This is a genomic window from Haloarcula amylolytica JCM 13557, from assembly GCF_000336615.1.
Classification (GTDB): Archaea; Halobacteriota; Halobacteria; order Halobacteriales; family Haloarculaceae; genus Haloarcula; species Haloarcula amylolytica.
In genome coordinates this window covers 20,190-44,939 of sequence record NZ_AOLW01000006.1, presented here as the reverse complement: position 1 = coordinate 44,939, position 24,750 = coordinate 20,190, and the positions used below count along the sequence as shown (strand labels likewise).

Here is a 24,750-nt window from a genome sequence, read left to right as displayed (position 1 = left end):
TTGGCACCCGACCCACAAAACGGTACGTCAGACGCGTGTGCGACGCTGTACGGCGGCCAGCGCGCCGTCGCCAGCAGCTGTCAACGTACCGAGATGGTCGCTGTCGACGAGGGCGAGCGAGGCGTCCGGAAGCCGCTGGGCGAGGGCTTTCCCAGTCGACGGGGCGACGTTGGCGTCGTCTCGCCCCTGAAACACGGTGACCGGCACCGAAATGTCTTCGAGGGCAAACGGCCACGGCTGCGAGAGGAGTCGCTGCTCGCGGATGATTCCGCTCGGACCGCGTGCCATCGAAGTGAGCATATCCGCACGGACGATCCGGGCCACCTCGTCGGCTGTCAGGGCATCCGTTTCAGGCGTCTCCTCGGCGACGAACCCGACGGCGTAGGACGGGTCCCGGCGGAGGGCGAACCATCGTTGCAGGCGAAAGAGCCGGCCGAGCGCCCACGGTGCGTGGCGGGACAGCGCCCCCACGAACTGCTGGACGCGCCCCGTCGCGCCGATCGACGGGGGGCCGCTGCTGCCGATGAGGGCAATCCGCTCTATCTCGGGCAGTCGGTGACAGGCCAGCGCGAACGGGCCGCCGCCGGAGAAGCCGACGGCACCAGCCGCGTCAATGTCGAGATGGGACAGGAGATGTGCGGCGTCGTCCGGCCAGTCCTCGAGCGTGACAGAAGCGTCTTCGGAGTTCCCGATGCCCGGCCGGTCCGGGGTGACGAGGCGGACGCCGCGCTCGCGGGCCGGTGCGGCGAGTAGCCGTGCGACGACGTGTGACCCGGGCGTCCCGTGACAGAAGAGGACCGGATAGCCGTCGGCGTCGCCGTACGTGGCGTAAGCCAGCCGCCGGCCGTCTGGCAGCGAGAGCGACCCCGTCTCGGAATTGTCCGGCAGCCAGTCGGTGGCCGGAATCGGCGGCGCGGACGCCATCCGTCGTTATTCGCTCTGGATGCGCGGCGCGAGCATGTAGGTGACCCGGCCCTGCCCCTCTGCGAAGCTGAAGTGCATCTTGACCGGGAACTCCTCGCCGAGTTCCATCTCGACCTCGGCGTCTTTCGGGATGGCCTTGTTCATGTTCTTCAGGTAATCCAGCGAGAACAGCGAGTGGGCGTCCCCGGGGGTGAGGTCGATGAGGTCGTCGCGGGTGAGTTCGAGGTGGACGTCGTCGGTGTCGCCCTCGGCGTCGACGTAGAACAGTTCCTCTGTCGCGTCGACACCCAGCGCGATGTGGTCGCTGACCATGTCCGCGGCGGTCACCGAGCGGTCGATGTCTTTCCCCTCGATGACGATGTTCGCCGAGAGGTCCAGGTCCGGGAGGTCTGGCTCCTGGCGGATGGAGTCGGGGTCGATCAGCGCGAGGGTGTATTCGAGGCCGTCGATAGAGATGTGGAGCTTTCGGGTCTCCTCGTCCAGGTCGAGGTGGACGAGCTGGCCGGCGTCGGCCATGCCGGCGATGTCTTCGAGCCGGGAGAGATTGACGCCGATGAGCCCACCGTCAGTCTCGTAGGACTCGAACGCCGCCGCGTCGAGCCGCAGGTCGACCATTCCAACGTTTGCCGGGTCGACTGCCCGGATTTCCAGCCCGTCTTCTTCGAGGTGGATCTTGCACTCGTCCACCAGCACGCTCACAGAGTCGAGAGTCGCCTGGAGCGTGTCTGCGCTCACGATGGCGTTGAACATCTTGAACCGGACTATGCCCCCATCCATTAAAAAGTCCCTCATTGAAACCGCGTGCGCGCGAGCGACCGCGGACGGGGCCGCGGTTACGAGCGATACCGGCTATCGAGTAATCGGGCCGAACGTGAAGCGGCAGTGCGGAGCGTTCCTCCGGCGAAGCGGTCAGACCTCCGGTTCGAACACGTCGGGGTTTGCCGCCCCTTCACGGTTGATGACGGCCATCATGCCCTTGCGGGCGACTCGCGAGAGCGCGTGATCGACCAGTTTGATGGGGCCGGGCACCTCGGCGTGGAGGGTCGCGATGGCACAGGACCCCGGCTTGACCGGCGTGGTCTGGACGAACTTGTTCGGCGGCCCGGCGATAGAGCCCTGTTGCCAGACCTCGTCCCAGACGGAGCCGATGGGGTGGAAACTGGAGTCGAGGTTCGGGCCGCCGGTCACGAAGTACACGCGAGCGGTGTCGCCGACCGACATACTCGGCGAGCCGTATCGGTCCGGCGTGATGGCGTACTTCTCGCCGTTCATCAGGACGTACGTCGGCTCTTCGGCCGCCATCGCCTCCATGTCGAAGTCGTGGTGCCCCTTCTCGCCGGTGTCGCCGGTGGTGTACAGCTCGTGCTGGCCGAAGTAGAGCTCGTGGTCGACTTCGGGGAGCCCGTCTTTCGGCTCGACGAGTATCATCCCGAACATCCCCGAGGAGATGTGCATATCGAGGTTCGGGACGGCGCAGTGGTAGATGAACGCGCCGGGGTAAGTGGCCTTGAACCGGAACGTCTTGGTCTGGCCCGGCGTGACCATTGACGCTTCGGCACCGCCACCGGGGCCGCGGACGGCGTGGAGGTCGATGTTGTGTGGCATCGAGTTCCCCTCCTCGTTCGTGATGGTGAGTTCGACGGTGTCACCCCGGCGGACCCGGATCATCGGGCCGGGGATCTGGTCGCCGAAGGTCATGTACGTGTAGGTGACGCCGGGCTCGATCTCTGCGACCTGCTCTTTGGTGGTCATCTCGACCGACACGGTCTTTGGCTCCGACCGGTCGATGGGGTCCGGGATCGCGGTCGGGTCCGCGGCGATACGGTCGACGTCAGTCTGTTGTGCGGCGTTCATAGCTGGCTCCTGTGGGGTCGTTTCCGCTTCGGTCGATTGCTTTTTTGCGCCCGGTGCGCTGGCACAGCCCGCAAGCGCGGCCGTGCCGACGCCCAGGGCTTTTAACACCCGCCTCCGCGTCGTCGTCGGAATGGTTGACATTGGGAGGTCACTTCCTACAGATAGGACTCAGCGCGTGACCTGTATATATGGAGACGGCAAATCTCAGCCGCTGAGACGTGTTCTTGCTCGGTAAGAACAGTACTGAACGTGTTCGGCTTGATGGTAAAGCACGTAGTCACGTCCTTGGCGCTTGCCCTGATTGTCGGTGCGGCGATCGACTGGCGACTGTCGTGCCGTGGCTCGGCCGGAAACTTCGAGTCGGCATCCATTTCAGCGCTGACCGCCTTCCCACTACTATGACTGCGATTTCGCCGCATTTCGGCGCTCAAAACGTGTCACAGCGCGGTGTGAGGTAACTATGTCGGGCAAAGACGACTACTACAACAGAGCGAAGCAGGAGGGGTACCGCGCGCGGTCGGCCTACAAGCTCCAGCAGCTAGACGACACGGCCGGCTTGCTGGGCGAGGGGCGGACCGTCGTCGACCTCGGGGCTGCCCCCGGCGGCTGGATGCAGGTCGCGGCCGAGCGCATCGGCGAGCGCGGGACGCTGGTCGGCGTCGACCGCCAGACCATCGACGAGCTGGAGGACCCCGAACCGACCGTCGAGTACGTCCGCGGCGACATGACCGAGGACAGTACGAAAGACGAGATCCGCGAGATCGTTGGCGAGGGAGACGGCAGCGGCGGCCCGGTCGACGTGGTCATCTCAGACATGGCCCCGAACATGACTGGCCAGTACGACCTCGACCACGCCCGGTCGGTCCACCTGGTCCGGCAGGCCTTCGAAGTGGCGACGGACCTGCTCGACGCGGGCGGGGACTTCTGTGCGAAGGTGTTCGACGGGCAGGACCTCGACGACCTCATCGCCGATATCGAACCGGAGTTCGAGTACGTCCGTGAGGTCCGTCCCGACGCCTCCCGTGACTCCTCCTCGGAGCTGTATCTGGTGGCGAAACACCGCCTGACCGGGCCGGTCCGCGAGGGTGACATCGTCGAAGTCACTATCGACGACATCGGCGAGGAGGGTGACGGTATCGCTAAAGTCGAGAATTTCACTGTGTTCGTCAGCGGCGTCGAAGCGGGTGAAACCGTCGAGGTCCGCATCGACGACGTGAAGCCCCGGTACGCGTTCGCCGAACCGGTCGAGTGAGCCGCTGGCAGTCGTTTTTCAGTCGGCCCGTGCCGGGGTCGGTGCGACGTCGTTTCGCCGGGCGAAGCCCACGACAGCGTAGACGAACGGCGTGTCGAGGACGGCGATAGCGAGCTTCAGCAAGTACTGGCCGACGATGAGCGCCAGTGCCTCGGCCGGCGGGACGCCCTGAAACAGGATGAAGCCGACGCCGACGAAGATGACCGTATCCAGTAGCTGGCTGGTGGCCGTCGAACCGATGTTACGGAGCCAGAGTTTCTCGCCGTCGGTTCGGTCCCGAAGCCAGTGGAAGACGAACACGTCCCAGTTCTGGCTCACGACGTAGGCCGACAGGCTGGCGACGACGATGGCCGTGCTGGCCCCCAGAACGTTCCGGAAGGCCGCGAGATCCACCGGCTGGGCCGCCTGCGGGAGCCCGGGGGCGAAGATGGTACTCCAGACCAGCGCCAGCAGGACGAAGTTCATGGCGAAGCCGACGTTGACGACGACCGTCGCGGCCCGCCGGCCGTACAGTTCGGCGTAGCAGTCGGAGGCGAAGAACGTCAGCGCGTACGCCAGCGCGGCCCCGGGCAGGACGAGCGTCGACCCGGCGAGCGGGAGCGAGAACGGCAGCGAGAACGCGAGCAGCTTCGAAGCGGTCACCTGTGAAGTGACCAGCGCCGTCACGAACAGCGCGACGAGGCCGACGCGCACCGCCTCCGACCGCTCACTGGTCATCGTCGAGTCGTCCCTGACGTTCATCGATGTCGTCAAGCACGTCGAGCGTTTTCCGCACCGAGGCCCGAATGGCTTCGCTTCGGTTGACGAACTTCCCGTCTTCGCCGACGTGCTTGTCGATGTCGTTCAGCAGTTCGGCCGGGACCTCCACGCTTATCTTGGGCATATCTGAGGAATATATCAGGGGTGAGCATATGTACTGTGGTTCGACGACCGTCTGTCTCTACGTAGACGGCATGCGCCGGGATGACTATCTGACTCGTTTTGTTTTGCAGTTACTGTTGTGGAATATACCCGCAGATTGAAGCGGCAAGCAACGCTCGGATGTCTACCGCTGGCGGTGGGGGCTCGTCGCTGTATTCGTGGTGATAGCGCTGCTACCGACCGCTACGAGTATCTTCGTACGTTCCATGACAGCGACGACGGCGTAATCATCGTCGAATACGATTCCAAGCGTCCGTGGCTGCGGTCAGTCAGCCGGTTCGCTGCGGCGGTTCGTCGTCCGCCGGCCGCCGAGCGTGTACACCCAGAGGATGCCGAGACCGAGCATATACGCCAGCGCGGTCGGAATGCCGACGATGAACATCGTGAAGATGCCGCTGGGCGAGAGAATCGCCGAGAGGGCGACGATGGCGATGACGACCTCCCGCCAGCGCTCGTACATCAGGTGGAACGGGATGATGCCGCCCTTGTGGAACAGGAACATCGTCACCGGGATCTCCGCCAGCAGGCCGATGCCGATGGTGAGGAAGAACACGAGCCAACCGAACTTGCTCACGCGGTAGGCGATGACCATGTTCGAGTTCAGCTGGTCGTAGGCGATCCAGGAGATGGTCATCGGGGCCACGTAGAGGAACCCGAGCAGGCTCCCGCCGATGAGCGCGGCGAACAGCGTCCCGCCCCAGATGCCCAGGATGTTGCGGTTGCCGATGACGAGGCCGCGCTCGCGCATCGCCGGCCACGCGAAGTACAGCACCACGGGGATGACAGAGACGGCCCCGAGTATCGTCGAGAACTTGACGATGAACACCAGGTGCTCGACGGGGTGGAGCGTGACGATGCTCACGTCGGCGGCCATCTCCGGCGGGAGTCGGCTGACGAACGTCCGCTGTATCGACCCGATGCCGCCCTGGTAGAGGAACAGGAACGCGGCGGCGAGCACTGCCCCGAAAATGCCCAGAATCACGAACGCCCGGGAGGCCAGCGCGCTGAGGATGAACTGGATGTCGTAGTAGTAGCCGCCGATCTCGTCTTCGGTGGTCTCGTCCTCGGTGAAGGCGTCGACCATGCCGGCGGTCGTCGAGGTGAACACGCCCGCCTCTTCCTCGTCCGCTTCGGTGGTCCCGTCCGCGCCGTCGCCACCTTCACCCTCCGAGTCGTCCTCGTGGGCCATGTCCCACCGGTCGAGGACGGCCTGGGCTTTCTCCTTGTTGTCGTCCGCGAGGGCGCCGTCGGCGTGGGCGAGCGCCTCGTCCTCGGTCATCTCCTCGAACACTTCCGGCGGCGCGACCTCGACGGCCGAGGCGTTGAGTTCGTCGATGTCGATGGCCGTCGGGTCGCCGACCTGACCGGGGCCGGCCTTCTCCGAGAGGGCGGTCAGGACGTGGTAGTAGAGGACGACGACAGCACCGATGACACCGAACACGGCGGCGAGAAGCAGTGCCGTGCTCTCGACGGGGAGTCCGAACAGCGCCGGCGGCTGGATGTCGCCGGTGATCCGTTCGGAGGGGAACACCTCGGCGAACCGCTGAATGTACTGAAAGGCCGGCGTCGCCAGGATGTAGTACACCACGCCGCCGCCCAGCACTGCACCGCCGAGAATCGTGTTCCAGTGCCCGCGGGCGACGGCACTGGTACTGACGAGGTCACCGGAGCGACGGACCAGCATCGCGAGCTTCGCCAGCGCGAGGCTGATACCGTAGAGGCCACACAGCGGCGCGGCCCACATAATCTGGGTGAAGGGGTCCGGCGGCGAGAACAGCGCGCCGAAGGCGAAAATGCCCATGATCGCGTAGCGCCACTTGTCCCGGAACGTCTCGTAGGGGACGATCTCGGTGTAGGAAAGCACCGTCATCACGAGGGGCAACTGGGCGGCGAGTCCGAAGGAGACGGCCAGCAGGAAGACGAACTGGAACCACTTGACGATGGAGTACTGCGGCGTGAAGCCGGCCTTGAACGCGTCCCCGGCGAGGAAGTTGAACATCAGCGGGAAGAACAGCTCGTAGGCGTAAGCCACGCCACCGAAAAACAGACCTAAGCTAATCGTGACGAACAGCGCGCCCTTCCAGGTCGGGATGTGTTCTGCCGGCCACCAGCCGCGCTGGCGGAGCCCGTCGCGGCCGAAATAGATCAACAGCGGCAGCGACATGAGAATCCCGATGACGGCCCCGATTTTCACCTGCAAGAGGATGACGTCGAACGGCGTGACCGCGACGATGCTCGTAGCCTCCTTGGTGGTGAGGTCCATCTGCGAGTACAGGAGATCCTGGCGGAGCGTGTCCCAGACGCCGTACTGCAGTCCCATGATCGTGCCGATCATCCCGATGACGAAGACGATGAACACCTTCTGGAGGTGCACCTGCGCCGAGCGGAGCATCGCGCCGAGCGTGGCGCGCCCGCTCTGGACCGTCTGGACGGTGTCTTCGTCGATAGCACTCGCCATCTTCTCTGTGCCTAGCCCAGTGGGCGTTATCAATTTATTCATCCCGGTGACAGCCACTGCTCGAAAAGAAAGTTTACAACACCCACCGTCTAAGCCCGGGACAGATGGAGGACGGTGACGCAGACGACGAGCGGCGCGGGTCCGAAGAGCCGCCACTACCGTCCGACGACGAATCCGACGAGTCGTCGATCCCCACCGACCCCGTGGCCGAGGCCGATGCCGATCGGGAGACGGACGAAGTAACGAGCCCCGGTCCCGCACCGGCCGGCGGCAATGAGGATACCGTTGGCTCTCACGCCACGCCGACTGAATCCGAATCCAGCGCCGGGCTGTTTGACCGGGACGCGTCGGACATTGCTGCCGCTGTCCCGGCAGATGTCCCGACCGACTGGGGCAAGTCGACGCCGTCACCGGCTGGTGGCAGTGCCACACCGACCCACGGCGGCGGGAACGCACCCACCTACGACCCGGATGAGGACATCGTCGACGAGGGCGCGCCCGACGACGAGGAGATGCCCCTCGCCGACCACGTCGAGGAGATGGCGATGCGGCTGTTCGTCGTCGTCGGCGTGATGGCCGTCGTCGCCGTCATCGCCCTGCCGTACTCCGACGAACTCATCAATTTCCTGTGGTACTCCTTCCTCGATGGCCCGGCAAGCCAATGCGGTCAGGTCGCGACGAATGCCGAGGGCAGTGTCGTCGAAGGGGCGGACTGTCCGAACGTGTACAACCCGCTTGCGCTGATTCTCGCGCGGCTGAAAGTGTCCTCGCTAGTCGGCTTTATCGCCGCCTTGCCGGTGTTCGTCTACCAGACGTACCTGTTCATGCGGCCGGGACTGTACCCCCGCGAGCGTCGCTACTACCTCGCGGCAGTCCCGACCAGTCTGGTCCTCGCAGCCGTCGGCGTCGGCTTCGCGTACTTCGCCGTGCTGCGGGCGATGTTCGACTACTTCATCACCTACTCCGACCGCGCGGCCGACCTGGCCTTCGGCCTGAGCGAGACGTTCAACCTCATCATCCTGATGCTCGGGCTGTTCGCGCTCATCTTCCAGATCCCGCTGTTCGTGATGCTCGCGGTGATGATGGGCGTGACGACGCGCCAGTGGCTTCAGGACCGGCGGCTGTACTTCTGGGGTGGCTTCGCCGCCGTGGCGTTCCTGTTCAGCCCGGACCCGACCGGGATGGCCCCGCTCATGGTCGCCGTGACGATGATCGGGCTGTTCGAGGGGACCCTGCTGCTCCTCCGCTGGACCGGCAGCACGTCGCCGGTCCCGACGGCGGACGACCTCGCCGCGCGCCGCCCCGCCGCGTGGCTGGTCTTCGGTATCGCCGGCTACGTGCTCAGCCCCGCGCCAGTACCGACGGGCTACTACGAGCAATTACCGGCCACGGTTACTGAGACGCTCGCAGCCGTTGGCCTCGGCAACGCCACACCGATGCTCGTCGGCGGTGGGATGATCGTCCTGTTCGAGGCGCTGGCGTACGTGAACAAGAACTACTACGGCTCGGTCAGGCTCTGGCGCGGGTTCCGGGCCGCCCGCCTGCCGGTGTGGGCCGTCGCCATCGTCGTCGGCTACCTCGGCAGCCCCGACCCGACGCTGTTCCGCCTCGTGAACCAGTTCAGCCTCCCGCGAAACGCCGCTATCGCCGTCGCCGCCGGCCTCATCCTCCTCTACGAGGGGACCATCGCCGTCGCGCGCTGGCGAAGCGGGGAGGCATAATATGGAGACGCTGCTCGTGGCCCGGCACGGCCAGACGACGTGGAACCGTGACGGGCGCATCCAGGGATGGGCACCGAGCAAACTGACCGACCAGGGACAGACGCAGGCCAGGGCGCTCGGCGCGTGGCTCGACGACCGCTACGACGTGGACCGCGTTTTCGCCTCGGACCTCCGGCGCACCCGCGAGACGGCCGCTGCGGTCGGGAACGGCTACGGCAGCCTGCCCGACCCCGAATTCGATACCGACTGGCGCGAGCGCGGCTTCGGAATCGTGCAGGGCCTGTACGCCGAGGAACTGCTCGGCGAGTACCCCGACCACGACCGGGACGCGAGCGTCATCTCGCTCGATGCGGCCCCGGAGGGCGGCGAGGGCATTCCGACCTTCCGCGGGCGGGTCGAGTCGGCGTGGGACCGAGCGATTACGACCACCGACACCGGCGAGACGACGCTGGTGGTCACCCACGGCGGCGTCATCAAAGTCCTGCTGGCGAAACTCACGGACAAAGATCCGGACGCGGCGCTGGCCAAGGACTCGCAGCCGAACTGCGCCGTCAACGAGATTCGGCTCGATGGGGACGGCCCTGAACTGGTCGGCGAAGAACTGACTGGCTGGCGGACGTTGCTTGACTGACTGCGTGGCGTCGCCGTTTCTCGGTGCTATCCCGACCAGAAGTATCATTCTGTGCTCCCACCGGTGAACCCTGAAGTACGAGCGACTGCGGGTGGTCGATACGCCGTGGCTCTGATTATCTTATTAACAGAAGATAGAGGGCAAAGAGTGCCAGTACTACTGCCCCGATAGCACTGTCAACGGCCGGTGTCACCGTAACGAATCGTCCTGGAACGAGTTTCGAGAGCACGTACGCAATAACAATCAATAGTGGTGCGACACGTTCTAACTTGGACTCGGCTTCCGTGTTTTCGGTCGATTGCGCGAGAACTACCGGAATGGCCAACAACGAGAAGACACCGAGTACGAGAAGCGCCGAATCGAGTACCAGATCAAATTCCATACATAGCGTGGGGTTCCTGCCGTGTTTCGAAGGCTGGCCGCGCAGATCACTGAACCTAGCCTCGACCGCGGTCCACTGCGGTCTATATTTGTACCGACTGTACCGTCACAGTTATGCTTTATCTTACACTTCCTATCACAACGAAAGCGCTACTTTGCGTGCCTGATCGTCCAGCGAAGAAGCGATGGCTGACGTGACGTACTGGTTTGAGAAGGTGACGCCGTCAGTCGACGGACGGGTAGTCGGCGTCGAAGACGTTACTGACCACATCCTCAGTCTCCGCTTCGGCTGGCTCCTCCGTTTCGGGGCTCACACTGCCGGTTTCGTATCCGTGGAGGTCCAGCGTTACGTGGTCGAAGCCGCAGTCCTCGATGTGGTCGCGGGCGGTGCGGACGAAGTCGGGGTCGAGCGCGGTTTCGAGCTCTTCCTCGCCGACCTCGATGCGGGCGAGGCCGTCGTGATCGCGCACGCGGAACTGTTCGAAGCCCCACGTTCGCAGGAGGCGCTCGGCTTTCTCGACACGGGAGAGGCGCTCTTCGGTGACTTCGAGGCCGGTCGGAATCCGCGAGGAGAGACAGGCCATGGAGGGCTTGTCGGCTACGGAGAGGTCGTATTCGCGGGCGATTTCGCGGACTTCGGACTTCTCGATGTCATGTTCCAGCAGCGGGGAGTAGGCGTCGAGTTCCTCGACGGCGCGCAGGCCGGGGCGGTGGCCCTCGCCCACGTCGGAGGCGTTCGTCCCGTCACACACCACGTCGATGCCGAGCTCGCGGGCGCGGTCGTACATCGCGCCCAGCCGCATCGACCGGCAGTGGTAACACCGCATGTCGTCGTTCTGGATGAACTCGTCGCTGTCGAGTTCGGAGAACTCCACAATCTCGTGACGGATGCCGATTTCCTCTGCGACGCGGGTGGCGTCCGTCAGCTCGGCGGCGGGGAGCGTCTCAGATTTGGCGGTACAGGCGATGGCGTCGTCGCCGAGGGCGTCGTGAGCCAGTGCGGCGACGACACTCGAATCGACACCACCGGAGAAGGCGATCAGCACGCCGTCTCGCGATTCGAGGTCTTCGCGGGCGGCCGCTAGCTTCTCCGAAACAGCAGACATGGGATTCCCTTCTCGGTGGAGCGCAAAAACGCCTTCGCGTTCGGTGTTCAGCTGACGTGGTCGAAGCGGTGTCGGACGCCCACTCCGTCGCCGGAGCCGCTGGCGACGGGTTTTTTCTCGCTGGCGTCGAATGGACGGGCAGATGGAGCTCGAATCGGTTCCGGGCGTCGGGGCGAAGACAGCCGCGGCGCTCCGGGAACTAGACGACCCGGAGGCGGCGCTCCGGGACGGCGACGTGGCGTCGCTCGCACGCGCACCGGGCATCAGCGAGGGTCGGGCCGCCCGCATCGCTCGCGGCGCGATCCGGGCCGAACACGACGACCCCGGCGGGTTCACCGCGACGAAACGCGCCAGAGAGATCCACGAGGACGCACTGGCGCTGCTGACCGACCGGACGGTGACCGACTACGCCGCGAAGCGACTGGAGACAGTTTACCCCAGCGGCGTCCGCAGTCGCATCGAGGAAGTCCGGGCGTTCGCCGAGTCGGCGATGGCTCGCGAGCCCGACCCGGCAGTTCTCGACGCCCTGTCGGCCGTCGAACCGCTTTCTGAACCCGGCGACGTGCGGGTCCGGGACCGCTGTCTGGCGACCCGCGACGCCGAACGGTACGCCGACGCGCAGGCCGCGATTCCGGAGGTCAGCGTCGAGGTCGTCGACGACGCCCGCCAATTGGCCGAGCTCGCCCGCTCGTACTCGACGGTCGTCGCGCTGGATGAAGCATTCGCCGGCGTCGACATCGAGGGCGACGTGCGGGTGGAACCGAACGCGCTCGAAGAGCCCGAATCCGTCGTGCCCGAGCGAGTCCTCACCTTCTTTGCCAGCAACCGCGACCGGATACGGGCCGCTGCCGAGGTCCACCGCGTCGCCGACCTCGACGCCTCGTGTGACCTGGAGACGCTCCTGTCGGCGCTCGACCAGCTCGACGAGGACGGGAGCGTCAGCGGCGACGAGGAACTCGACCGGCTCGCCACCGCCGTCGACGACCTCGACGCGGCGGTCTCGACCGCCGAGAGCGTCGCCAACGACCATCTCCGGGAGGCCATCGAGGAGCAGGACGTGACCATCGAGGGGACGGACCTGCTGTCGCTGGTCGAGCGCGGCGCGGGCGTCGACTCGCTGCTCCAGCGGGAACTGGCCGACGAGTACGCCGCCGCCGTCGAGAAAGCCCGCGACCACCTCGTCGACGCGCTGGCGCTCCGAGACATGGAGGCGACGGCGCGCCGGGCGTTCCCCGACGAGCCGGCCTACCCGGTCGAACACAGCGAGGATGTCGTCGCCCGCCTCCGCGAGGAACTGACTGCCGCACGCGACCAGCGCGCGACCCGCCGCAAGCGAGAGCTGGCCGACGACCTCGCCGAGATGCGCGACGATGCTGCCGCGCTGGTCGACGCGGCGCTGGAACTCGACGTGGAGCTGGCGATAGCCCGCTTCGCCGCGGACTTCGACTGCACGATGCCGGAACTGACCGAGTCCGAAGGCGTCGCCATCGAGGGCGGACGATCACCACTGCTCGACGTGCCCTTCGAAGACGTCGAGCCCGTCGACTACGCCGTCGAGGGCGTCACCGTCCTCTCGGGGGTCAACAGCGGTGGCAAGACCTCGACGCTGGACCTCGTAGCGCTGGTGACGACGCTGGCGCACATGGGCCTGCCCGTCCCGGCGGAGTCGGCCCGCGTCGGCCGGGTGTCAGAACTCCACTACCACGCCAAGACTCAGGGCACGCTCGACGCCGGCGCGTTCGAGGCCACGCTCCGGGAGTTCGGCGACCTGGTCGCGGACGTGGACCACCGGTCGACGGAAGCGGACGGGAACGGAGCGGAAGCTGACGGCGATGCGACAACGGACAGCGACGACCCGGCGGCCGGGACCGACGACCGCCCGGTGATGGTGTTGGTCGACGAACTCGAATCGATCACCGAGCCCGGTGCCAGCGCGAAGATCATGGCCGGTATCCTCGAAGCGCTGGGCGAGCGGCAGGCCACGGCGATTTTCGTCTCCCACCTCGCACGCGATATCCGCGAGGCCGCCGAGACCGACATCAGCATCGACGGCATCGAAGCCAAGGGGCTGGAAGACGGCGAACTGCGCGTCGAGCGCTCGCCGGTGAAGGGAAAGCTCGCCCGTTCGACGCCGGAGCTCATCGTCGAGAAGCTCGCCGACGACGGTGCCGACGATGCCGATGGGTTCTACAGCGATTTGCTCGGGAAGTTCGAGTAGCGACGGCCAGCGAAACCGCGGTCCCTCGTGTACCTGTCACTGACCGCGAATCTGTGGCAAATGGTTAAGTGGGCCGCGAAGCTCGGTGAAAGTGATGAGCGACGACCCCGAGGACCGGATGCTCGGCTGGGACGAGTCCGTCTTTCGGGACGAACACGTCTTCGAAATCGACTGGCTCCCGGAGACGTTCAAACACCGGGACACACAGATGGAGACGTTGAAGTACGCGCTCCGGCCGGCCGTCCGCGGGTCGCGCCCGCTCAACGTCATCGCCCGCGGGCCGCCGGGCACGGGGAAGACGACGGCCGTCCAGATACTGTTCGACGAACTCACCGCCCAGACGGACGTGAAAACCGTCCGGGTGAACTGCCAGATGGACTCGACGCGCTATGCCGTCTTCTCGCGGCTGTTCGCCGAGATATTCGACTACGAGCCGCCGTCCTCGGGCATCTCCTTCAAGAAACTGTTCTCCCAGATTACCGACAAGCTGGTCGAGGAAGACGAGGTACTCGTCGTCGCCCTCGACGACGTGAACTACCTGTTCTACGAGAGCGAGGCCAGCGACACGCTGTACTCGCTGTTGCGCGCCCACGAAGCCCACTCCGGCGCGAAAATCGGCGTCATCTGTGTCTCCTCTGACCTCGAACTGGACGTCATCGACGCACTCGATACGCGTGTCCAGTCCGTGTTCCGTCCGGAGGAGGTGTATTTCAATCCCTACGGACAGGCCGAAATCGCGGATATCCTGGGCGAGCGCGCCGACCGGGGGTTCAACGAAGGTGTCGTCGGCCCCACGGTGCTGGACCGCGTCGCCGAACTGACCGAGGAGCAGGGCGGCGACCTCCGGGTTGGCATCGACCTCCTGCGCCGGGCCGGCATGAACGCCGAGATGCGTGCCTCCCGCTCGGTCGAAACCGAGGACGTCGAGGAGGCCTACGACAAGTCCAAATACGTCCACCTCTCCCGCCGGTTGCGGGAGCTGTCGGACTCGGAAACCGCGCTCGTGGAAGTCATCGCCGCCCACGACGGCCAGCAGGCCGGCGACATCTACGACGCCTTCTCCGAGCAGACGGACCTGGGTTACACCCGGTACTCCGAGATCATCAACAAGCTCGACCAGCTCGACATCATCGACGCCGACTACACCAACGTCGAGGGTCGCGGTCGGTCGCGGGAGCTGACGCTCAACTACGACGCCGACGCGGTGCTGGAGCGGCTGTAGTACAACGTAGTAAATCGTATTTACTGGAGCACCGACACGGCACTCCGTTACTCCATCTTCTCGAAGGTCGTCTCGGCCCACTGGACAGCGTAGTCAGCGCCGTACTCCAGATAGGCGTCGGTGTCGAGCGCGGCAAACGGCGCGGGCAGGTCAAGTCCGTGCTTGACGCCGCTACAGGCGAGTTCGGCCGCCGCGGCGAACTCTGTCTGGCCCTGGGCGATTTCGCTGGGGAGGTCTTCGAGGCGGGGCTGCAGACGCTCGCCGGCGTCGTCCCACGCCGCGTGTAGCTCTGGGTAGCTGTCGGCCCAGTCGGCGAACTCCGAGCGAGTCTGAAGGCCAAGGTATGCCGTGTACACCGCTGCTGCGAGCTGGTACCGGGCGTTGGCGTCGAGGTGGTCCTCGGTGGCGGCCACGAACTCCGGGTAGCGCTCGCCGAAGAAGCCAAGGAAATGCTCAGGTTCGTCGAGACTGACCTCGACGAGCGCCTCGGCGATGAGAAACGAGACGAAGTCATCGGGCGATGTCTCCAGCCGGGGCTTGACGAACACGCAGGGGGGAACCGTCTGGTGTGTCCAGGCGACGCCGCCGTCGCCCGGCATCCCGATAGTGAGGCTGCTGCCGATGTACTCCTGTAGCACCTCTGGCGCTGTGGTCGGCAGCCACGCGCCGTCGTAGGAAATCTGATCTAAACTGTCGGTCACCAGCAGGAGTTCCTCGGCGACTGCGGGGTCCAGCGTCTCGAAGTCACGGTCGCAGTTCAGTACGAGCGTCTCCGGGGCGTAGGCCTCACGTACTGCCGGCAGATCGCCGGTCAGTGAACGCTCGGTGAACATCTACGCCGAGAACAGGACGAGGTTGATGACGATGCCGATGGATAGCAGTGCTGACACGCCGATTGTTCCGAGGACGATTTTCGTGGCCTTGCTCATGCCAATGAGTATCTCGGGCCGGACATTAAAACTTGAGAAACGATTTTGGGGGCCCACAGCGTCTATTGGGTATGGGTCGCGAACGATCTTCCACGGGCACAGACTGGGAAGAGCAAGTCGGCTACTCGCGGGCGATACGTGCGGGTGATACCGTCCGCGTTGCCGGGACCATCGCTACGGACGACGACGGCGAGGTCGTCGCGCCGGGAGACCCGTACGAACAGGCGAAACACGCCTTCGGTATCGTCGAGGACGCGCTCGCGGATCACGACACCGCTATCGAGGACGTGGTCCAGACCCGGATGTACGTCACCGATATCGACGACCAGGAGCGGGTCGGCGAGGCCCACAGCGAGTTCTTCGGCGACGTGCGCCCCGTGGCGACGATGGTCGAGGTGAGCGGTCTGGCAACACCCGAGGCCGTCGTCGAGGTCGAAGCCGTCGCACAGGTCGAGTGACGCGGTCGACAGCGGGCCGGTGTGGACGATAGCGTTCGCCGTCAGTCGTCGGCCGTACCGACACCGGACCGTCTGGCTACGTCGCGCCACCCGCCGGACCAGAACCGGCCCGCGTTGACTGCGGCTTTCAGGTAGAAATCGCCGACGAGCGCAGCGAAGATGGCCGGCAGGCCGAGCCCAAGCCCCGGCGAGACGGCGATGTCGAGAACGGGAATTGTCACGACGAACGACGACGGGAGCGCGAGGGCAGCCACCGGGAGCCGGTAGCAGTAGCCGCCCAGAAACGTCCCGTACAGCGGCCAGCGGGTGTCGCCGGCGCCACGCAGGCTGCCCCGCATCGTCCGGGAGATGGAGAACCCGGCAACGAGCAGGCCGAAGACGCGGACGAACGCGGCCGCCAGTTCGGGGTAGGCGGTCCCGAACAGGGCGACGATGGGGCGGGCAAACACCACGAGCAGGAGCGCCACGACGAGCTGGACGGCGAGCGCTACGCGGAGCGTCTGCCAGCCGTAGGCGGTCGCCTCCCCCTCGTCACCGGCCCCCAGCGACTGCCCGACCAGCGTCGACGCGGCGGTGGCGTACCCCCACGCCGGCATCAGCGCCAGCAGCATGACCCGGCGGCCGATGGCGTAGGCCGCGAGCGTCGGCGTCCCCAGCACGCCCAGGATGAACAGGAACGGGAAGCGGGCGAACGTCTGGAGCAAGCGCATCCCGGACAGCGGGAGCGCGACGCGGACGATTTCGCGCATAAGCCCCGCGCTGAACTGCGTCCCGCCGGGCCGGAGCGTGACGACGTAGCGCCCGGACAGCAACAGTCCAAGGAAAATCACCGCTGCAAGCGTGTTCGCGATGGTCGTCCCCCACGCCGCACCGGCGATGCCGAGTTCGGGGAACGGGCCGACGCCGAAGATGAGGACAGCGTTGAGTGCGACGTTCGTCGGTAGCGTGAGCAGGCGGACGTACATCGGCGTCTTCGTGTCCGCGCTGCCGGCCAGTGCCCGGGCGGCGACCATGCTCCAGAACCGCGGGGCCAGCGACAGCATTACGATGGCGAGATACGTTGCACCGAACCGGATAGTCGCCGCGTCGTCGGTGAGAACCCCCACCAGAAGCTCCGGATAGCGCCAGCAGAGCGCCGACAGCGGCAGGGAGACGAGCAGTGCGATCCACAGCGACTGTTTTACCGCGAGGTTCGCCCGCTCGGGTTGATCGGCTCCCTGTAGCCGCGAGACGACGCTGATCGTCCCGGAAGAGACCGCAAGCGAGAGCCCGAACCCGACGAAGTAGTACTGGAAGCCGAGTTCGAGACCGGCGATAGCCGCGTCACCGAGCGCCAGCCCGACCATCAGGAAGTCGGCGAGGCGCAGCAGGATCCGGAGGCCGCCCGTGACCATCACCGGCGCGGCGAGGTCCGTCGCGGCGGTCGCCTTCTCCCGGTCGACGAGCCCTGCACTGGCCAGCAACGCGGGGAACGCAGTCAGAAGGCGGCGGAGGGGACCACCAGTCGACATCGCTCTGATCTGAGGAGCCCAGCCCCCTGTGGGTTTCGGGACGAGGCCGTAGATTTTTCTCCCGTAGCGCCGACAGGCCAGCACATGCCTCCCGTCGAAGCCGGCGAGACATTCACTGAGACGCGGACGTTCCGGCCCGAAGACGTCGACCAGTTCGCCGCCCTCTCCGGAGACGACCAGGCCCGCCATACTGAGCCTGATGGGGACGGGCGGCGGATGGTCCAGGGGCTGCTCACCGCGTCACTGCTGACCAGCATCGGCGGCGACCTCGAAGTGCTCGCCTCGCAGATGGACCTGCGGTTCCAGCGCCCGGTGTACACCGGCGAGCGGCTGGTTTGTGAACTTACCGTGGCGAGCGTCGACCCGCGGGCGGACGGCGGTGTGAACCTCGTCGGTGACGTGACTGTCTGGCGCGTCAGCCGCGGCGACGAACCCAGTCAGGCCGACCCAGCTGTCGTGGACTCGGTCGATGAAGATATCGCTGGAAGCGTCGTGCTCGAAGCGACTGTCGAGGGAATAATCAGGGAATGAGCTGTTCGCCGTCGTCGTCGTAGATCGTGATTGCGTCGACCGGACAGGACCGGGCCGCGAACTTCGCGTCCAGTTCGGCGTCGTCGGGGACCTCCCGGACAAACACGTCCTCTCCGTGTTCCTCACTGTCTGCCAGCACCGCTTTGCCGGCGTCCTCGTCGCGCTCGAAGGCGTCCCACTCCGCGACACACTGGAACATCCCGATACAGGTGTCGTAGTCGTACTCGACTCGCATACCTCGTGTTAGCCGCTCGCGGGCAAAGGCGTTCCCCTCGGCGGTCGACACGCCGGCGAGTCGATGCGGTTGCAGTGCGACAGTTTAAATCACGGCAGGGCCCAAACGGGGTGTAATGGACGTTGCGGACCTGCCGGGCGTGCCCGAGTGGCTCCCGGACCACCTGCGCGACGACGGCATCGAGGAGCTGTATCCGCCCCAGGCCGAGGCCGTCGAGGCCGGCGTTACGGAGGGGGAGAACCTGGTCGCGTCGATTCCGACGGCGAGCGGGAAGACGCTCATCGCCGAGCTAGCGATGCTCTCCTCGGTCGCCCGCGGCGGCAAGGCGCTGTACATCGTCCCGCTGCGGGCGCTGGCCAGCGAGAAGCAGGCCGACTTCGAGGAGTTCGAACAGTACGGCCTCGACATCGGCGTCTCGACGGGGAACTACGAATCCGAGGGCGGGTGGCTCGCGGACAAGGACATCGTCGTCGCCACCAGCGAGAAGGTGGACTCGCTGGTCCGCAACGACGCCCCGTGGATCGAGGACCTCACCTGCGTTGTCACCGACGAGGTCCACCTGGTCGACGACGGTGAGCGGGGGCCGACCCTGGAGGTAACGCTGGCGAAGCTCCGCCGGCTCAACCCCGACCTCCAGACCGTCGCGCTGTCGGCGACCATCGGCAACGCCGAGGCGCTGGCGACGTGGCTCGACGCGGGGCTCGTCGACTCGGACTGGCGGCCCATCGACCTCCAGAAGGGGGTCCACTACGGGCAGGCGCTGCATCTCGAAGACGGGAGCCAGCAGCGGCTCTCGGTGCAGAACAACGAGAAGCAGACGGCGGCTATCGTCCGCAATACGCTGGAAGACGACGGGTCGACGCTGGTGTTCGTCAACTCCCGGCGCAACGCTGAGGCGGCCGCGGGCCGGCTGGCGAACACGGTTCGGCCCCACCTCACCGACGAGGAGCGGGCCCAACTGGCCGACATCGCCGAGGAAATCCGTGACGTGAGCGACACGGAGACGAGCGACGACCTCGCGGACGCCGTCGCGGACGGGGCGGCGTTTCACCACGCCGGCCTCTCGCGCGGCCACCGCGAACTCGTCGAGGACGCCTTCCGCGACCGGTTGGTGAAGGTCGTCTGTGCGACGCCGACGCTCGCGGCCGGGGTCAACACGCCCTCCCGGCGCGTCGTCGTCCGCGACTGGCGGCGCTACGACGGCTCGGCGGGCGGGATGGCCCCGCTGTCGGTGCTCGAAGTGCACCAGATGATGGGGCGGGCCGGCCGCCCGGGACTCGACCCATACGGCGAGGCGGTTCTCATCGCCTCAAGTCACGACGAAGTGGACGAGTTGTTCGAACGGTACGTCTGGGCCGACCCGGAGCCGGTCCGGTCGAAGCTCGCGGCCGAACCGGCCCTGCGGACCCACATCCTCGCCACTGTCGCCTCCGGCTTCGCCCGCTCGCGCGAGGGGCTGCTCGAGTTCCTCGAACAGACGCTGTACGCGAGCCAGACCGACGACAGCGGCCAGCTCGAACGGGTCGTCGATGACGTGCTCACGTACCTCCAGCGCAATGACTTTCTGGAAATCGAAAGCGGGGAGCTGGATGCCACGTCGCTGGGCCACACTGTCTCGCGGCTCTATCTCGACCCGATGAGCGCCGCCGAAATCGTCGACGGCCTCCGGGACTGGGAGCGGGGCGTCAGCGATAGCACCTCGGCCAGCGGGTCGCCGGCTGACGCACCCGCTGAACCGCCGGCTGACAGCGGTTTCACGACCGCCAGCGAACTGGCCGGGGACGGCGACGAAAGCAATAACGCCGACCGGGACCCGGACGACATCTCCGCGCTGGGCCTGTACCATCTCGTCTCGCGGACGCCGGACATGTACCAGCTGTACCTTCGTTCGGGCGACCGCGAGGAGTACGAAATGGAGCTGTTCGAGCGCGAGAAGGAGTTGCTCGGCCCCACGCCCTCGGAGTTCGAGGAGGGCCGTTTCGAAGACTGGCTCTCGGCGCTGAAGACCGCCCGCCTGCTCGAAGACTGGGCCACGGAGGTCGACGAGGCGACCATCACGGAACGGTACGGCGTCGGCCCGGGCGACATCCGCGGGAAGGTCGAGACGGCCCAGTGGCTGCTCGGAGCCGCCGAATCGCTGGCCAGCGAGGTCGATCTGGACGCCGCCCGAGCTATCAGCGAGGCCCGCATCCGCGTCGAACACGGTGTGCGCGAGGAACTGGTCGACCTGGCCGGCGTTCGCGGCGTCGGCCGCAAGCGCGCCCGCCGGCTGTTCCAGGCCGGCATCACCGACCGCGCACAGCTCCGGGACGCGGACAAAGCCGTCGTGCTGGCAGCGCTCCGGGGCCGCCGGAAGACGGCCGAGAACGTACTGGAGAACGCCGGCCACCGGGACCCGTCGATGGAGGGCGTCGAGCCCGCGCCCGACGTGGAGGTCGACCTCGACGACGGTTCGGATAGCGACACGAACGCTGAAACGACAGCCAACGAAGATCAGTCGAGCCTGGGTGATTTCTGATGCAGGTCGTCGAGGGCACTGCCGATATTGATGACGTGGGATCGTTCGTAGAGACGCTCAGTGCAATCGGTGACCGCCACGGCGTCACGGTGCAGGCGTTCGACGCCCGCTACGTCGTGGACCGCGCTCACCTCGAACTGGCCGTCGACCTCGCAACTCGGGCACATGGGCGGGGTGACACCATCGCCGAGGACTTCGGCGTCGAGATTCTGTTGTATGCGGCCGGCCGTCGCCAGATCAACCGCGCGCTGACGATGGGCGTCAGCGAGGGGGCCTGTCCCGTCGTCACGGTCATCGTCGACCACGAACGGAAAGATCCTCACGTAGGAAAAAGCGAACAGAACGGTATCGAGGCAGCCGCTGACGACGTTCGCGAGCAGCTTACGGCTGCGTCCACCCTGGGAGAGTACGATGAGGGCCGCGTCCGGTCGTTCTTCGACGTGACTGACACCGAACTCGCCGCGACGGCCGGCGGGCTTCCCGACGCCGTCCGGGAGCGCGTTGCGCTGTTGCCGGTCGAGAAGTAGCGATAGAATTTTGACGATAACTGTGCTATTCTCACACATGGACCCACAGCGGACGGCACGGCAGCGGGCCAGCGAGCGCGCCCGCCGGGTCGAGGCGACGGTCGACCGCACCACCGGCGGGGCCGCGTACCCGGTCCGCGTGGCGGAACTGGCAGACGAATACGGCAGCGCCGACCCGCCCGCAGCGGACCTCTCGGACGCGCTTGCGGGCAGTACCGACGGCGAGTTCGATTCGCCGACGGAAGTCCGGGCGGCCATCCAGCAGGTGACACCACAGGACGGCGTCCGTACCGAGGCGACCTTCGACGAACGCGAGCAGTCGTGACCGCGCTGGAGACGCCGCTGCAGATCGGCGGCGTCGAGATCCCCAACCGGCTGTACCGCGCACCGGTACTGGAGTGTGCGGGCAACGGCGAGGGGGCCGTCGACACGCTCATCGACGAACTCGAACCGACGGCCGCCTCGGGTGTCGGCCTCCTCTTTCAGGGGGCGAGCATCGTCACCGACCGCGGCGGCTGTGCCGCGCCGAACATGACGCGGGTCCATGACCCGGCCTTTGTCGAGCGCCTCGAACGGCTCACCGGGACTATCCACGACCACGGTGGCCGTATCTTCCTGCAACTGGCCCACGGTGGCCTCCGGAGCATGGCGACGTGGCACGCCGAGTATCGCCGACAGCATCCGGACCAGCGCCAGCTCGCTGTCAGCCGCCCGCCGTGGCAGCTCCGGGCGCTTGACCGGGCGGGCCTGATTTCGTTGCAGCCGGACGTGCTCTCGACGAGCGAGGTGTGGGACCTGGCCGAGCAGTTCGGACGGTGTGCCGGCTACGCCGTCGACGCGGGCTACGACGGCATCCACCTCTCGGCGGCGAACATGAGCCTGATACAGCAGTTCCTCTCGCCGTTCTACAACCGCCGGGACGACGAGTTCAGGGACGGCGTTCGGTTCCTCGAAGCCGTCCACGACGCCGTGCGCGACCACGCCGGAGACGTGCCACTGGTCACGAAAGTCCCAGCCGAGACCGTTGCGCCGAGTTTCGTTCGACGGCATCTCACTCGGAGGGATGGCGTGGGTATCGCCGAGCGGGCGGCGGCCATCGGCTACGACGGGCTCGTTCCGGTCGAGGTCTCGCCGTTCTGGGACATGAGCATCGTCCGCGGCGCGTTCCCGGATCGGGCCTGGGACGCGAGCGACCTGCAGGACGACTACGCGGCGGTCTTCGGCGGCCGACTGCGAGCGCGTGCCGTCCGGCTGCTCAATCGACTGCAGGCACGCCGGTTCGGCCGCGATCCGGGCTGGAATGCCGACTTCTGCCGGGCGGTCCGCGAGCGCGTGGACGTACCGGTCCTACTGGAAGGCGGCCTCCGGACGCGCGACGACTGTGACCGGTACCTCGGTGCGACTGGGGCCGTCCCCGCAGCCGACGCGGTCGGGATGGCCCGCCCCTTCTATGCCGAGCCACGCCTCGGCGCTCGCTTGCTCGACGGTTCAGACGCGCTGTGTGAGAGCTGTAACAACTGCACCGTCCCGCAGGTCACCGGCGAACCGGGCCGCTGTCGGACACCAGCTATCGTCCGCGAGCAAGCCCGACTCCAGCGAGACGGTGCGTACGAGCGATCAGAGTGACCGATTTCGGACGCCCCCGCCGTCATAACTGGGCGGATACAAAGGCTCATACGCCCTCGGTCCCGAACGAACGCCGATGACGACAGGGATTTCGTCCGAGCGCGTCGAACTGTCCGTCGACGGCGAGGACGTCGATATTCACTACCGGACCGGCGGCGAGGGGCCGCCTTTGGTGTTTCTCCACGGCATCGGGCTGGACGCCGCGACAGTTTCGTGGCGTCACGCACTCCCCGCACTCGCGCCGGAGCGAACGGTGTACGCGCTCGATTTGCCGGGCCACGGCGACAGCGACAAGCCAGACCGCGCGTACACGACCGACTATTACCTTGAGACCGTGGCCGAGTTCATCGACGCGCTCGGTATCGAGGAACCCGCGCTGGCGGGCCTCTCGATGGGCGGTGCAATCGCGCTCGGCCACGCGCTCGATGGTGGCCCGGTCGAGCGGCTGGTACTGGTCGATAGCTACGGGCTGGGAGCCGACGCCTACTGGCGCACAGCGGCCAGCAGCGTCTTGCAGACGCCGATACTCGGAAATATGCTCTGGCAGGGCGTGGGATCGTCCCAGTCGGCGATCAGAAACAGTCTCCGAAGCATGGGTCCCGGGGAGCCACCCCAGCAACTGGTCGACGACGTCGACAGCGCCGTCGACCGCCAGACCGTCCGGGCGATGCGGCGCTGGCAGCGCAGCGAGTTCCAGTGGTGCGGTTTCCGGACCGACTACTCCGACCGGCTGGACGAGATAGACGTGCCGACGATGTTGATTCACGGGGCCGTCGACCCACTGCTCCCCCGTCGGTGGTCCGAGCAGGCGGCTGGAACGGTCACTGATAGTACGCTGAAAATCTTCGAGAACTGCGGGCACTGTCCGCCGCGGGAACACCCCGACCGTTTCAACCGGGCCGTTCGAGCGTTCTGCTGAGTTATTCCGGCAGGTCGTCGATGAGGACGACCGCTTCGCCGTCGATGACGACTTCGTCGTCTGCGAGGACGCGCGTTGTCAGCCGGTACTGTTCGTCGCCGAGGTCCTCGACGATTTCACACTCGGCAGTGAGTCGGTCGCCGATACGGACCGGGTTGTGGAACTCCAGGTCCTGCGAGAGATAGATCGTCAGCCCCGGGAGGCGTGCTAAGGCCGCGCTGATGAGGCTGCCGACGAGCGTCCCGTGGGCGATGCGGCCGCGGAAGCGCGTCTGCTCTGCGAACTCGTCGTCCAGGTGAAGCGGGTTCGTGTCGCCGCTCGCGGCGGCGAACTGTTGCACGTCGTTCTCCGAGATCGTCTTCGTGAAATCGACGTGGTCGCCGACGCCGAGGCGGCCCGGGTGGTCTTCGGAGATCGAGACGTGCCATTCTGGGAGATCTTCGTCCGGCTCGATACGGTCTGCGGGCGTGACGCCGTTCTCGTCCTCCTGCTGGACGCCGAACGCAGCGAACGCTGCCCGGTTAGCTGCAACGACGCTGTTGAACATATGTGACGATGTTTCAGTCCATGTGTCTAACAGCGGGTTTCGTGGCGATTCAGAACTCATCTGTTCTGCTAATTTATTGGTCGGAGTATTAAACCTTGGTGTTGGTTTCGCCTCAGCTGTCGGTAAATGCCGTCTAACGGGCGTCAGACGCGTATTTGGGGTTGCCGTTATCGGTGCTACAGAGCGTAGCACGTCCCTCGACGCTCCTCAACCGGTAATACCATTCTCTACCACTCAATGGTGCCCAATGGTTTTCAGCGG

At 66.1% G+C, this 24,750-nt stretch carries 24 protein-coding genes; 12 read left to right on the top strand and 12 right to left on the bottom strand.

Annotated elements, in window-relative coordinates; all coding sequences use genetic code 11:
* Positions 1–27 precede the first annotated feature (27 nt).
* The 3 genes from C442_RS00535 to nirK form a co-directional block, all read right to left on the bottom strand.
* A complete protein-coding gene (locus C442_RS00535) occupies positions 28–924 on the bottom strand; it encodes an alpha/beta fold hydrolase (protein WP_008307027.1) in 897 nt (298 codons plus the stop codon).
* A 6-nt stretch (positions 925–930) separates the two neighbouring features.
* Entirely contained in the window at positions 931–1,674 is a 744-nt protein-coding gene (locus C442_RS00530) for a DNA polymerase sliding clamp (RefSeq protein ID WP_004516027.1), read from the bottom strand.
* 159 nt (positions 1,675–1,833) lie between these two features.
* Entirely contained in the window at positions 1,834–2,919 is a 1,086-nt protein-coding gene (gene nirK, locus C442_RS00525) for a copper-containing nitrite reductase (protein ID WP_008307023.1), read from the bottom strand.
* Between the two features lie 319 nt (positions 2,920–3,238).
* Here nirK and C442_RS00515 point away from each other — a divergent pair, with 319 nt between their 5' ends.
* Positions 3,239–4,030: a 23S rRNA (uridine(2552)-2'-O)-methyltransferase gene (locus C442_RS00515; RefSeq protein WP_008307020.1), complete on the top strand. Its 792-nt coding sequence runs from the start codon at positions 3,239–3,241 to the stop codon at positions 4,028–4,030.
* 18 nt (positions 4,031–4,048) lie between these two features.
* On the opposite strand, the gene C442_RS00510 is transcribed toward C442_RS00515, so the two are convergent.
* From C442_RS00510 to C442_RS00500, 3 genes are all read right to left on the bottom strand, one after another.
* Positions 4,049–4,747 (bottom strand): queuosine precursor transporter, encoded by a 699-nt coding sequence (locus C442_RS00510; protein ID WP_008307018.1) that lies wholly within the window; start codon positions 4,745–4,747, stop codon positions 4,049–4,051.
* Entirely contained in the window at positions 4,737–4,913 is a 177-nt protein-coding gene (locus C442_RS00505; protein WP_008307016.1) for a ribbon-helix-helix domain-containing protein, read from the bottom strand. Before C442_RS00505 ends, C442_RS00510 begins: the two co-directional genes overlap by 11 nt.
* 303 nt (positions 4,914–5,216) lie before the next feature.
* Entirely contained in the window at positions 5,217–7,409 is a 2,193-nt protein-coding gene (locus C442_RS00500; protein WP_008307015.1) for a twin-arginine translocase subunit TatC, read from the bottom strand.
* Positions 7,410–7,513: 104 nt separating this feature from the next.
* On the opposite strand from C442_RS00500, the gene C442_RS00495 reads away from it, so the two are divergent.
* Together C442_RS00495 and C442_RS00490 are read left to right on the top strand one after the other, a co-directional pair.
* Positions 7,514–9,130 carry a twin-arginine translocase subunit TatC gene (locus C442_RS00495; RefSeq protein WP_008307013.1) on the top strand — a complete coding sequence of 539 codons (1,617 nt, stop codon included), beginning with the start codon at positions 7,514–7,516 and terminating at the stop codon, positions 9,128–9,130.
* A 1-nt stretch (position 9,131) separates the two neighbouring features.
* Positions 9,132–9,761, top strand: a complete 630-nt coding sequence (locus C442_RS00490; protein WP_008307011.1) for a histidine phosphatase family protein — start codon at positions 9,132–9,134, stop codon at positions 9,759–9,761.
* A gap of 605 nt (positions 9,762–10,366) precedes the next feature.
* On the opposite strand, the gene larE is transcribed toward C442_RS00490, so the two are convergent.
* The gene (gene larE, locus C442_RS00480; RefSeq protein ID WP_008307006.1) at positions 10,367–11,248 is read right to left on the bottom strand and encodes an ATP-dependent sacrificial sulfur transferase LarE; all 882 of its coding nucleotides are present in this window, start codon (positions 11,246–11,248) and stop codon (positions 10,367–10,369) included.
* A gap of 142 nt (positions 11,249–11,390) precedes the next feature.
* On the opposite strand from larE, the gene C442_RS00475 reads away from it, so the two are divergent.
* Positions 11,391–13,466: a helix-hairpin-helix domain-containing protein gene (locus C442_RS00475; protein WP_008307004.1), complete on the top strand. Its 2,076-nt coding sequence runs from the start codon at positions 11,391–11,393 to the stop codon at positions 13,464–13,466.
* A gap of 94 nt (positions 13,467–13,560) precedes the next feature.
* The gene (locus C442_RS00470) at positions 13,561–14,688 is read left to right on the top strand and encodes an ORC1-type DNA replication protein (protein WP_008307001.1); all 1,128 of its coding nucleotides are present in this window, start codon (positions 13,561–13,563) and stop codon (positions 14,686–14,688) included.
* A gap of 47 nt (positions 14,689–14,735) precedes the next feature.
* Here C442_RS00470 and C442_RS00465 read toward each other — a convergent pair whose 3' ends face one another.
* Positions 14,736–15,521 (bottom strand): DUF7089 family protein, encoded by a 786-nt coding sequence (locus C442_RS00465; RefSeq protein ID WP_008306999.1) that lies wholly within the window; start codon positions 15,519–15,521, stop codon positions 14,736–14,738.
* Positions 15,522–15,617 (bottom strand): hypothetical protein, encoded by a 96-nt coding sequence (locus tag C442_RS23195; protein ID WP_008306998.1) that lies wholly within the window; start codon positions 15,615–15,617, stop codon positions 15,522–15,524. It abuts the gene before it with no gap.
* A 71-nt stretch (positions 15,618–15,688) separates the two neighbouring features.
* Here C442_RS23195 and C442_RS00460 point away from each other — a divergent pair, with 71 nt between their 5' ends.
* The gene (locus C442_RS00460; RefSeq protein ID WP_008306997.1) at positions 15,689–16,075 is read left to right on the top strand and encodes a RidA family protein; all 387 of its coding nucleotides are present in this window, start codon (positions 15,689–15,691) and stop codon (positions 16,073–16,075) included.
* Between the two features lie 41 nt (positions 16,076–16,116).
* Here the strand turns inward: C442_RS00460 and C442_RS00455 are convergent, their stop codons facing one another.
* Positions 16,117–17,586, bottom strand: a complete 1,470-nt coding sequence (locus tag C442_RS00455; protein ID WP_008306996.1) for an MATE family efflux transporter — start codon at positions 17,584–17,586, stop codon at positions 16,117–16,119.
* Positions 17,587–17,670: 84 nt separating this feature from the next.
* On the opposite strand from C442_RS00455, the gene C442_RS00450 reads away from it, so the two are divergent.
* Positions 17,671–18,117 carry a hotdog family protein gene (locus C442_RS00450; protein ID WP_008306995.1) on the top strand — a complete coding sequence of 149 codons (447 nt, stop codon included), beginning with the start codon at positions 17,671–17,673 and terminating at the stop codon, positions 18,115–18,117.
* On the opposite strand, the gene C442_RS00445 is transcribed toward C442_RS00450, so the two are convergent.
* Complete coding sequence (locus C442_RS00445) at positions 18,107–18,352, bottom strand: ferredoxin (protein WP_008306993.1); 246 nt, start codon at positions 18,350–18,352, stop codon at positions 18,107–18,109. The two genes, C442_RS00450 and C442_RS00445, sit on opposite strands and share 11 nt — an antisense overlap.
* Positions 18,353–18,467: 115 nt before the next feature.
* Here C442_RS00445 and C442_RS00440 point away from each other — a divergent pair, with 115 nt between their 5' ends.
* The 5 genes from C442_RS00440 to C442_RS00420 all read left to right on the top strand — a co-directional run bounded on the left by C442_RS00440 (position 18,468) and on the right by C442_RS00420 (position 23,942).
* Complete coding sequence (locus C442_RS00440; RefSeq protein ID WP_008306991.1) at positions 18,468–20,870, top strand: ATP-dependent DNA helicase; 2,403 nt, start codon at positions 18,468–18,470, stop codon at positions 20,868–20,870.
* Positions 20,870–21,397, top strand: coding sequence for a KEOPS complex subunit Cgi121 (gene cgi121 / locus C442_RS00435; protein ID WP_008306989.1), 528 nt, complete (start codon positions 20,870–20,872; stop codon positions 21,395–21,397). The genes C442_RS00440 and cgi121 overlap by 1 nt, the downstream gene beginning before the upstream one ends.
* Positions 21,398–21,434: 37 nt before the next feature.
* Positions 21,435–21,722: a hypothetical protein gene (locus C442_RS00430; protein WP_008306984.1), complete on the top strand. Its 288-nt coding sequence runs from the start codon at positions 21,435–21,437 to the stop codon at positions 21,720–21,722.
* Complete coding sequence (locus C442_RS00425; protein ID WP_008306982.1) at positions 21,719–23,023, top strand: oxidoreductase; 1,305 nt, start codon at positions 21,719–21,721, stop codon at positions 23,021–23,023. The genes C442_RS00430 and C442_RS00425 overlap by 4 nt, the downstream gene beginning before the upstream one ends.
* 76 nt (positions 23,024–23,099) lie before the next feature.
* A complete protein-coding gene (locus C442_RS00420; RefSeq protein ID WP_008306980.1) occupies positions 23,100–23,942 on the top strand; it encodes an alpha/beta fold hydrolase in 843 nt (280 codons plus the stop codon).
* A gap of 1 nt (position 23,943) precedes the next feature.
* Here C442_RS00420 and C442_RS00415 read toward each other — a convergent pair whose 3' ends face one another.
* Entirely contained in the window at positions 23,944–24,489 is a 546-nt protein-coding gene (locus C442_RS00415; protein ID WP_008306979.1) for a MaoC family dehydratase, read from the bottom strand.
* Positions 24,490–24,750 lie beyond the last annotated feature (261 nt).

Excerpts from the sequence above, each read along its gene's own strand:
- C442_RS00465 (WP_008306999.1), bottom strand. The coding sequence starts at position 15,521 with ATGTTCACCGAGCGTTCACTGACCGGCGATCTGCCGGCAGTACGTGAG.
- C442_RS00490 (WP_008307011.1), top strand. The coding sequence starts at position 9,132 with ATGGAGACGCTGCTCGTGGCCCGGCACGGCCAGACGACGTGGAACCGT.
- cgi121 (WP_008306989.1), top strand. The coding sequence starts at position 20,870 with ATGCAGGTCGTCGAGGGCACTGCCGATATTGATGACGTGGGATCGTTC.
- C442_RS00460 (WP_008306997.1), top strand. The coding sequence starts at position 15,689 with ATGGGTCGCGAACGATCTTCCACGGGCACAGACTGGGAAGAGCAAGTC.
- C442_RS00515 (WP_008307020.1), top strand. The coding sequence starts at position 3,239 with ATGTCGGGCAAAGACGACTACTACAACAGAGCGAAGCAGGAGGGGTAC.
- C442_RS00455 (WP_008306996.1), bottom strand. The coding sequence starts at position 17,586 with ATGTCGACTGGTGGTCCCCTCCGCCGCCTTCTGACTGCGTTCCCCGCG.
- C442_RS00430 (WP_008306984.1), top strand. The coding sequence starts at position 21,435 with ATGGACCCACAGCGGACGGCACGGCAGCGGGCCAGCGAGCGCGCCCGC.
- C442_RS00530 (WP_004516027.1), bottom strand. The coding sequence starts at position 1,674 with ATGTTCAACGCCATCGTGAGCGCAGACACGCTCCAGGCGACTCTCGAC.
- C442_RS00505 (WP_008307016.1), bottom strand. The coding sequence starts at position 4,913 with ATGCCCAAGATAAGCGTGGAGGTCCCGGCCGAACTGCTGAACGACATC.
- C442_RS00445 (WP_008306993.1), bottom strand. The coding sequence starts at position 18,352 with ATGCGAGTCGAGTACGACTACGACACCTGTATCGGGATGTTCCAGTGT.
- C442_RS00510 (WP_008307018.1), bottom strand. The coding sequence starts at position 4,747 with ATGACCAGTGAGCGGTCGGAGGCGGTGCGCGTCGGCCTCGTCGCGCTG.
- C442_RS00470 (WP_008307001.1), top strand. The coding sequence starts at position 13,561 with ATGAGCGACGACCCCGAGGACCGGATGCTCGGCTGGGACGAGTCCGTC.
- C442_RS00500 (WP_008307015.1), bottom strand. The coding sequence starts at position 7,409 with ATGGCGAGTGCTATCGACGAAGACACCGTCCAGACGGTCCAGAGCGGG.
- C442_RS00495 (WP_008307013.1), top strand. The coding sequence starts at position 7,514 with ATGGAGGACGGTGACGCAGACGACGAGCGGCGCGGGTCCGAAGAGCCG.
- C442_RS00420 (WP_008306980.1), top strand. The coding sequence starts at position 23,100 with ATGACGACAGGGATTTCGTCCGAGCGCGTCGAACTGTCCGTCGACGGC.
- nirK (WP_008307023.1), bottom strand. The coding sequence starts at position 2,919 with ATGTCAACCATTCCGACGACGACGCGGAGGCGGGTGTTAAAAGCCCTG.
- C442_RS00440 (WP_008306991.1), top strand. The coding sequence starts at position 18,468 with ATGGACGTTGCGGACCTGCCGGGCGTGCCCGAGTGGCTCCCGGACCAC.
- C442_RS23195 (WP_008306998.1), bottom strand. The coding sequence starts at position 15,617 with ATGAGCAAGGCCACGAAAATCGTCCTCGGAACAATCGGCGTGTCAGCA.
- C442_RS00535 (WP_008307027.1), bottom strand. The coding sequence starts at position 924 with ATGGCGTCCGCGCCGCCGATTCCGGCCACCGACTGGCTGCCGGACAAT.
- C442_RS00415 (WP_008306979.1), bottom strand. The coding sequence starts at position 24,489 with ATGTTCAACAGCGTCGTTGCAGCTAACCGGGCAGCGTTCGCTGCGTTC.
- C442_RS00450 (WP_008306995.1), top strand. The coding sequence starts at position 17,671 with ATGCCTCCCGTCGAAGCCGGCGAGACATTCACTGAGACGCGGACGTTC.
- larE (WP_008307006.1), bottom strand. The coding sequence starts at position 11,248 with ATGTCTGCTGTTTCGGAGAAGCTAGCGGCCGCCCGCGAAGACCTCGAA.
- C442_RS00475 (WP_008307004.1), top strand. The coding sequence starts at position 11,391 with ATGGAGCTCGAATCGGTTCCGGGCGTCGGGGCGAAGACAGCCGCGGCG.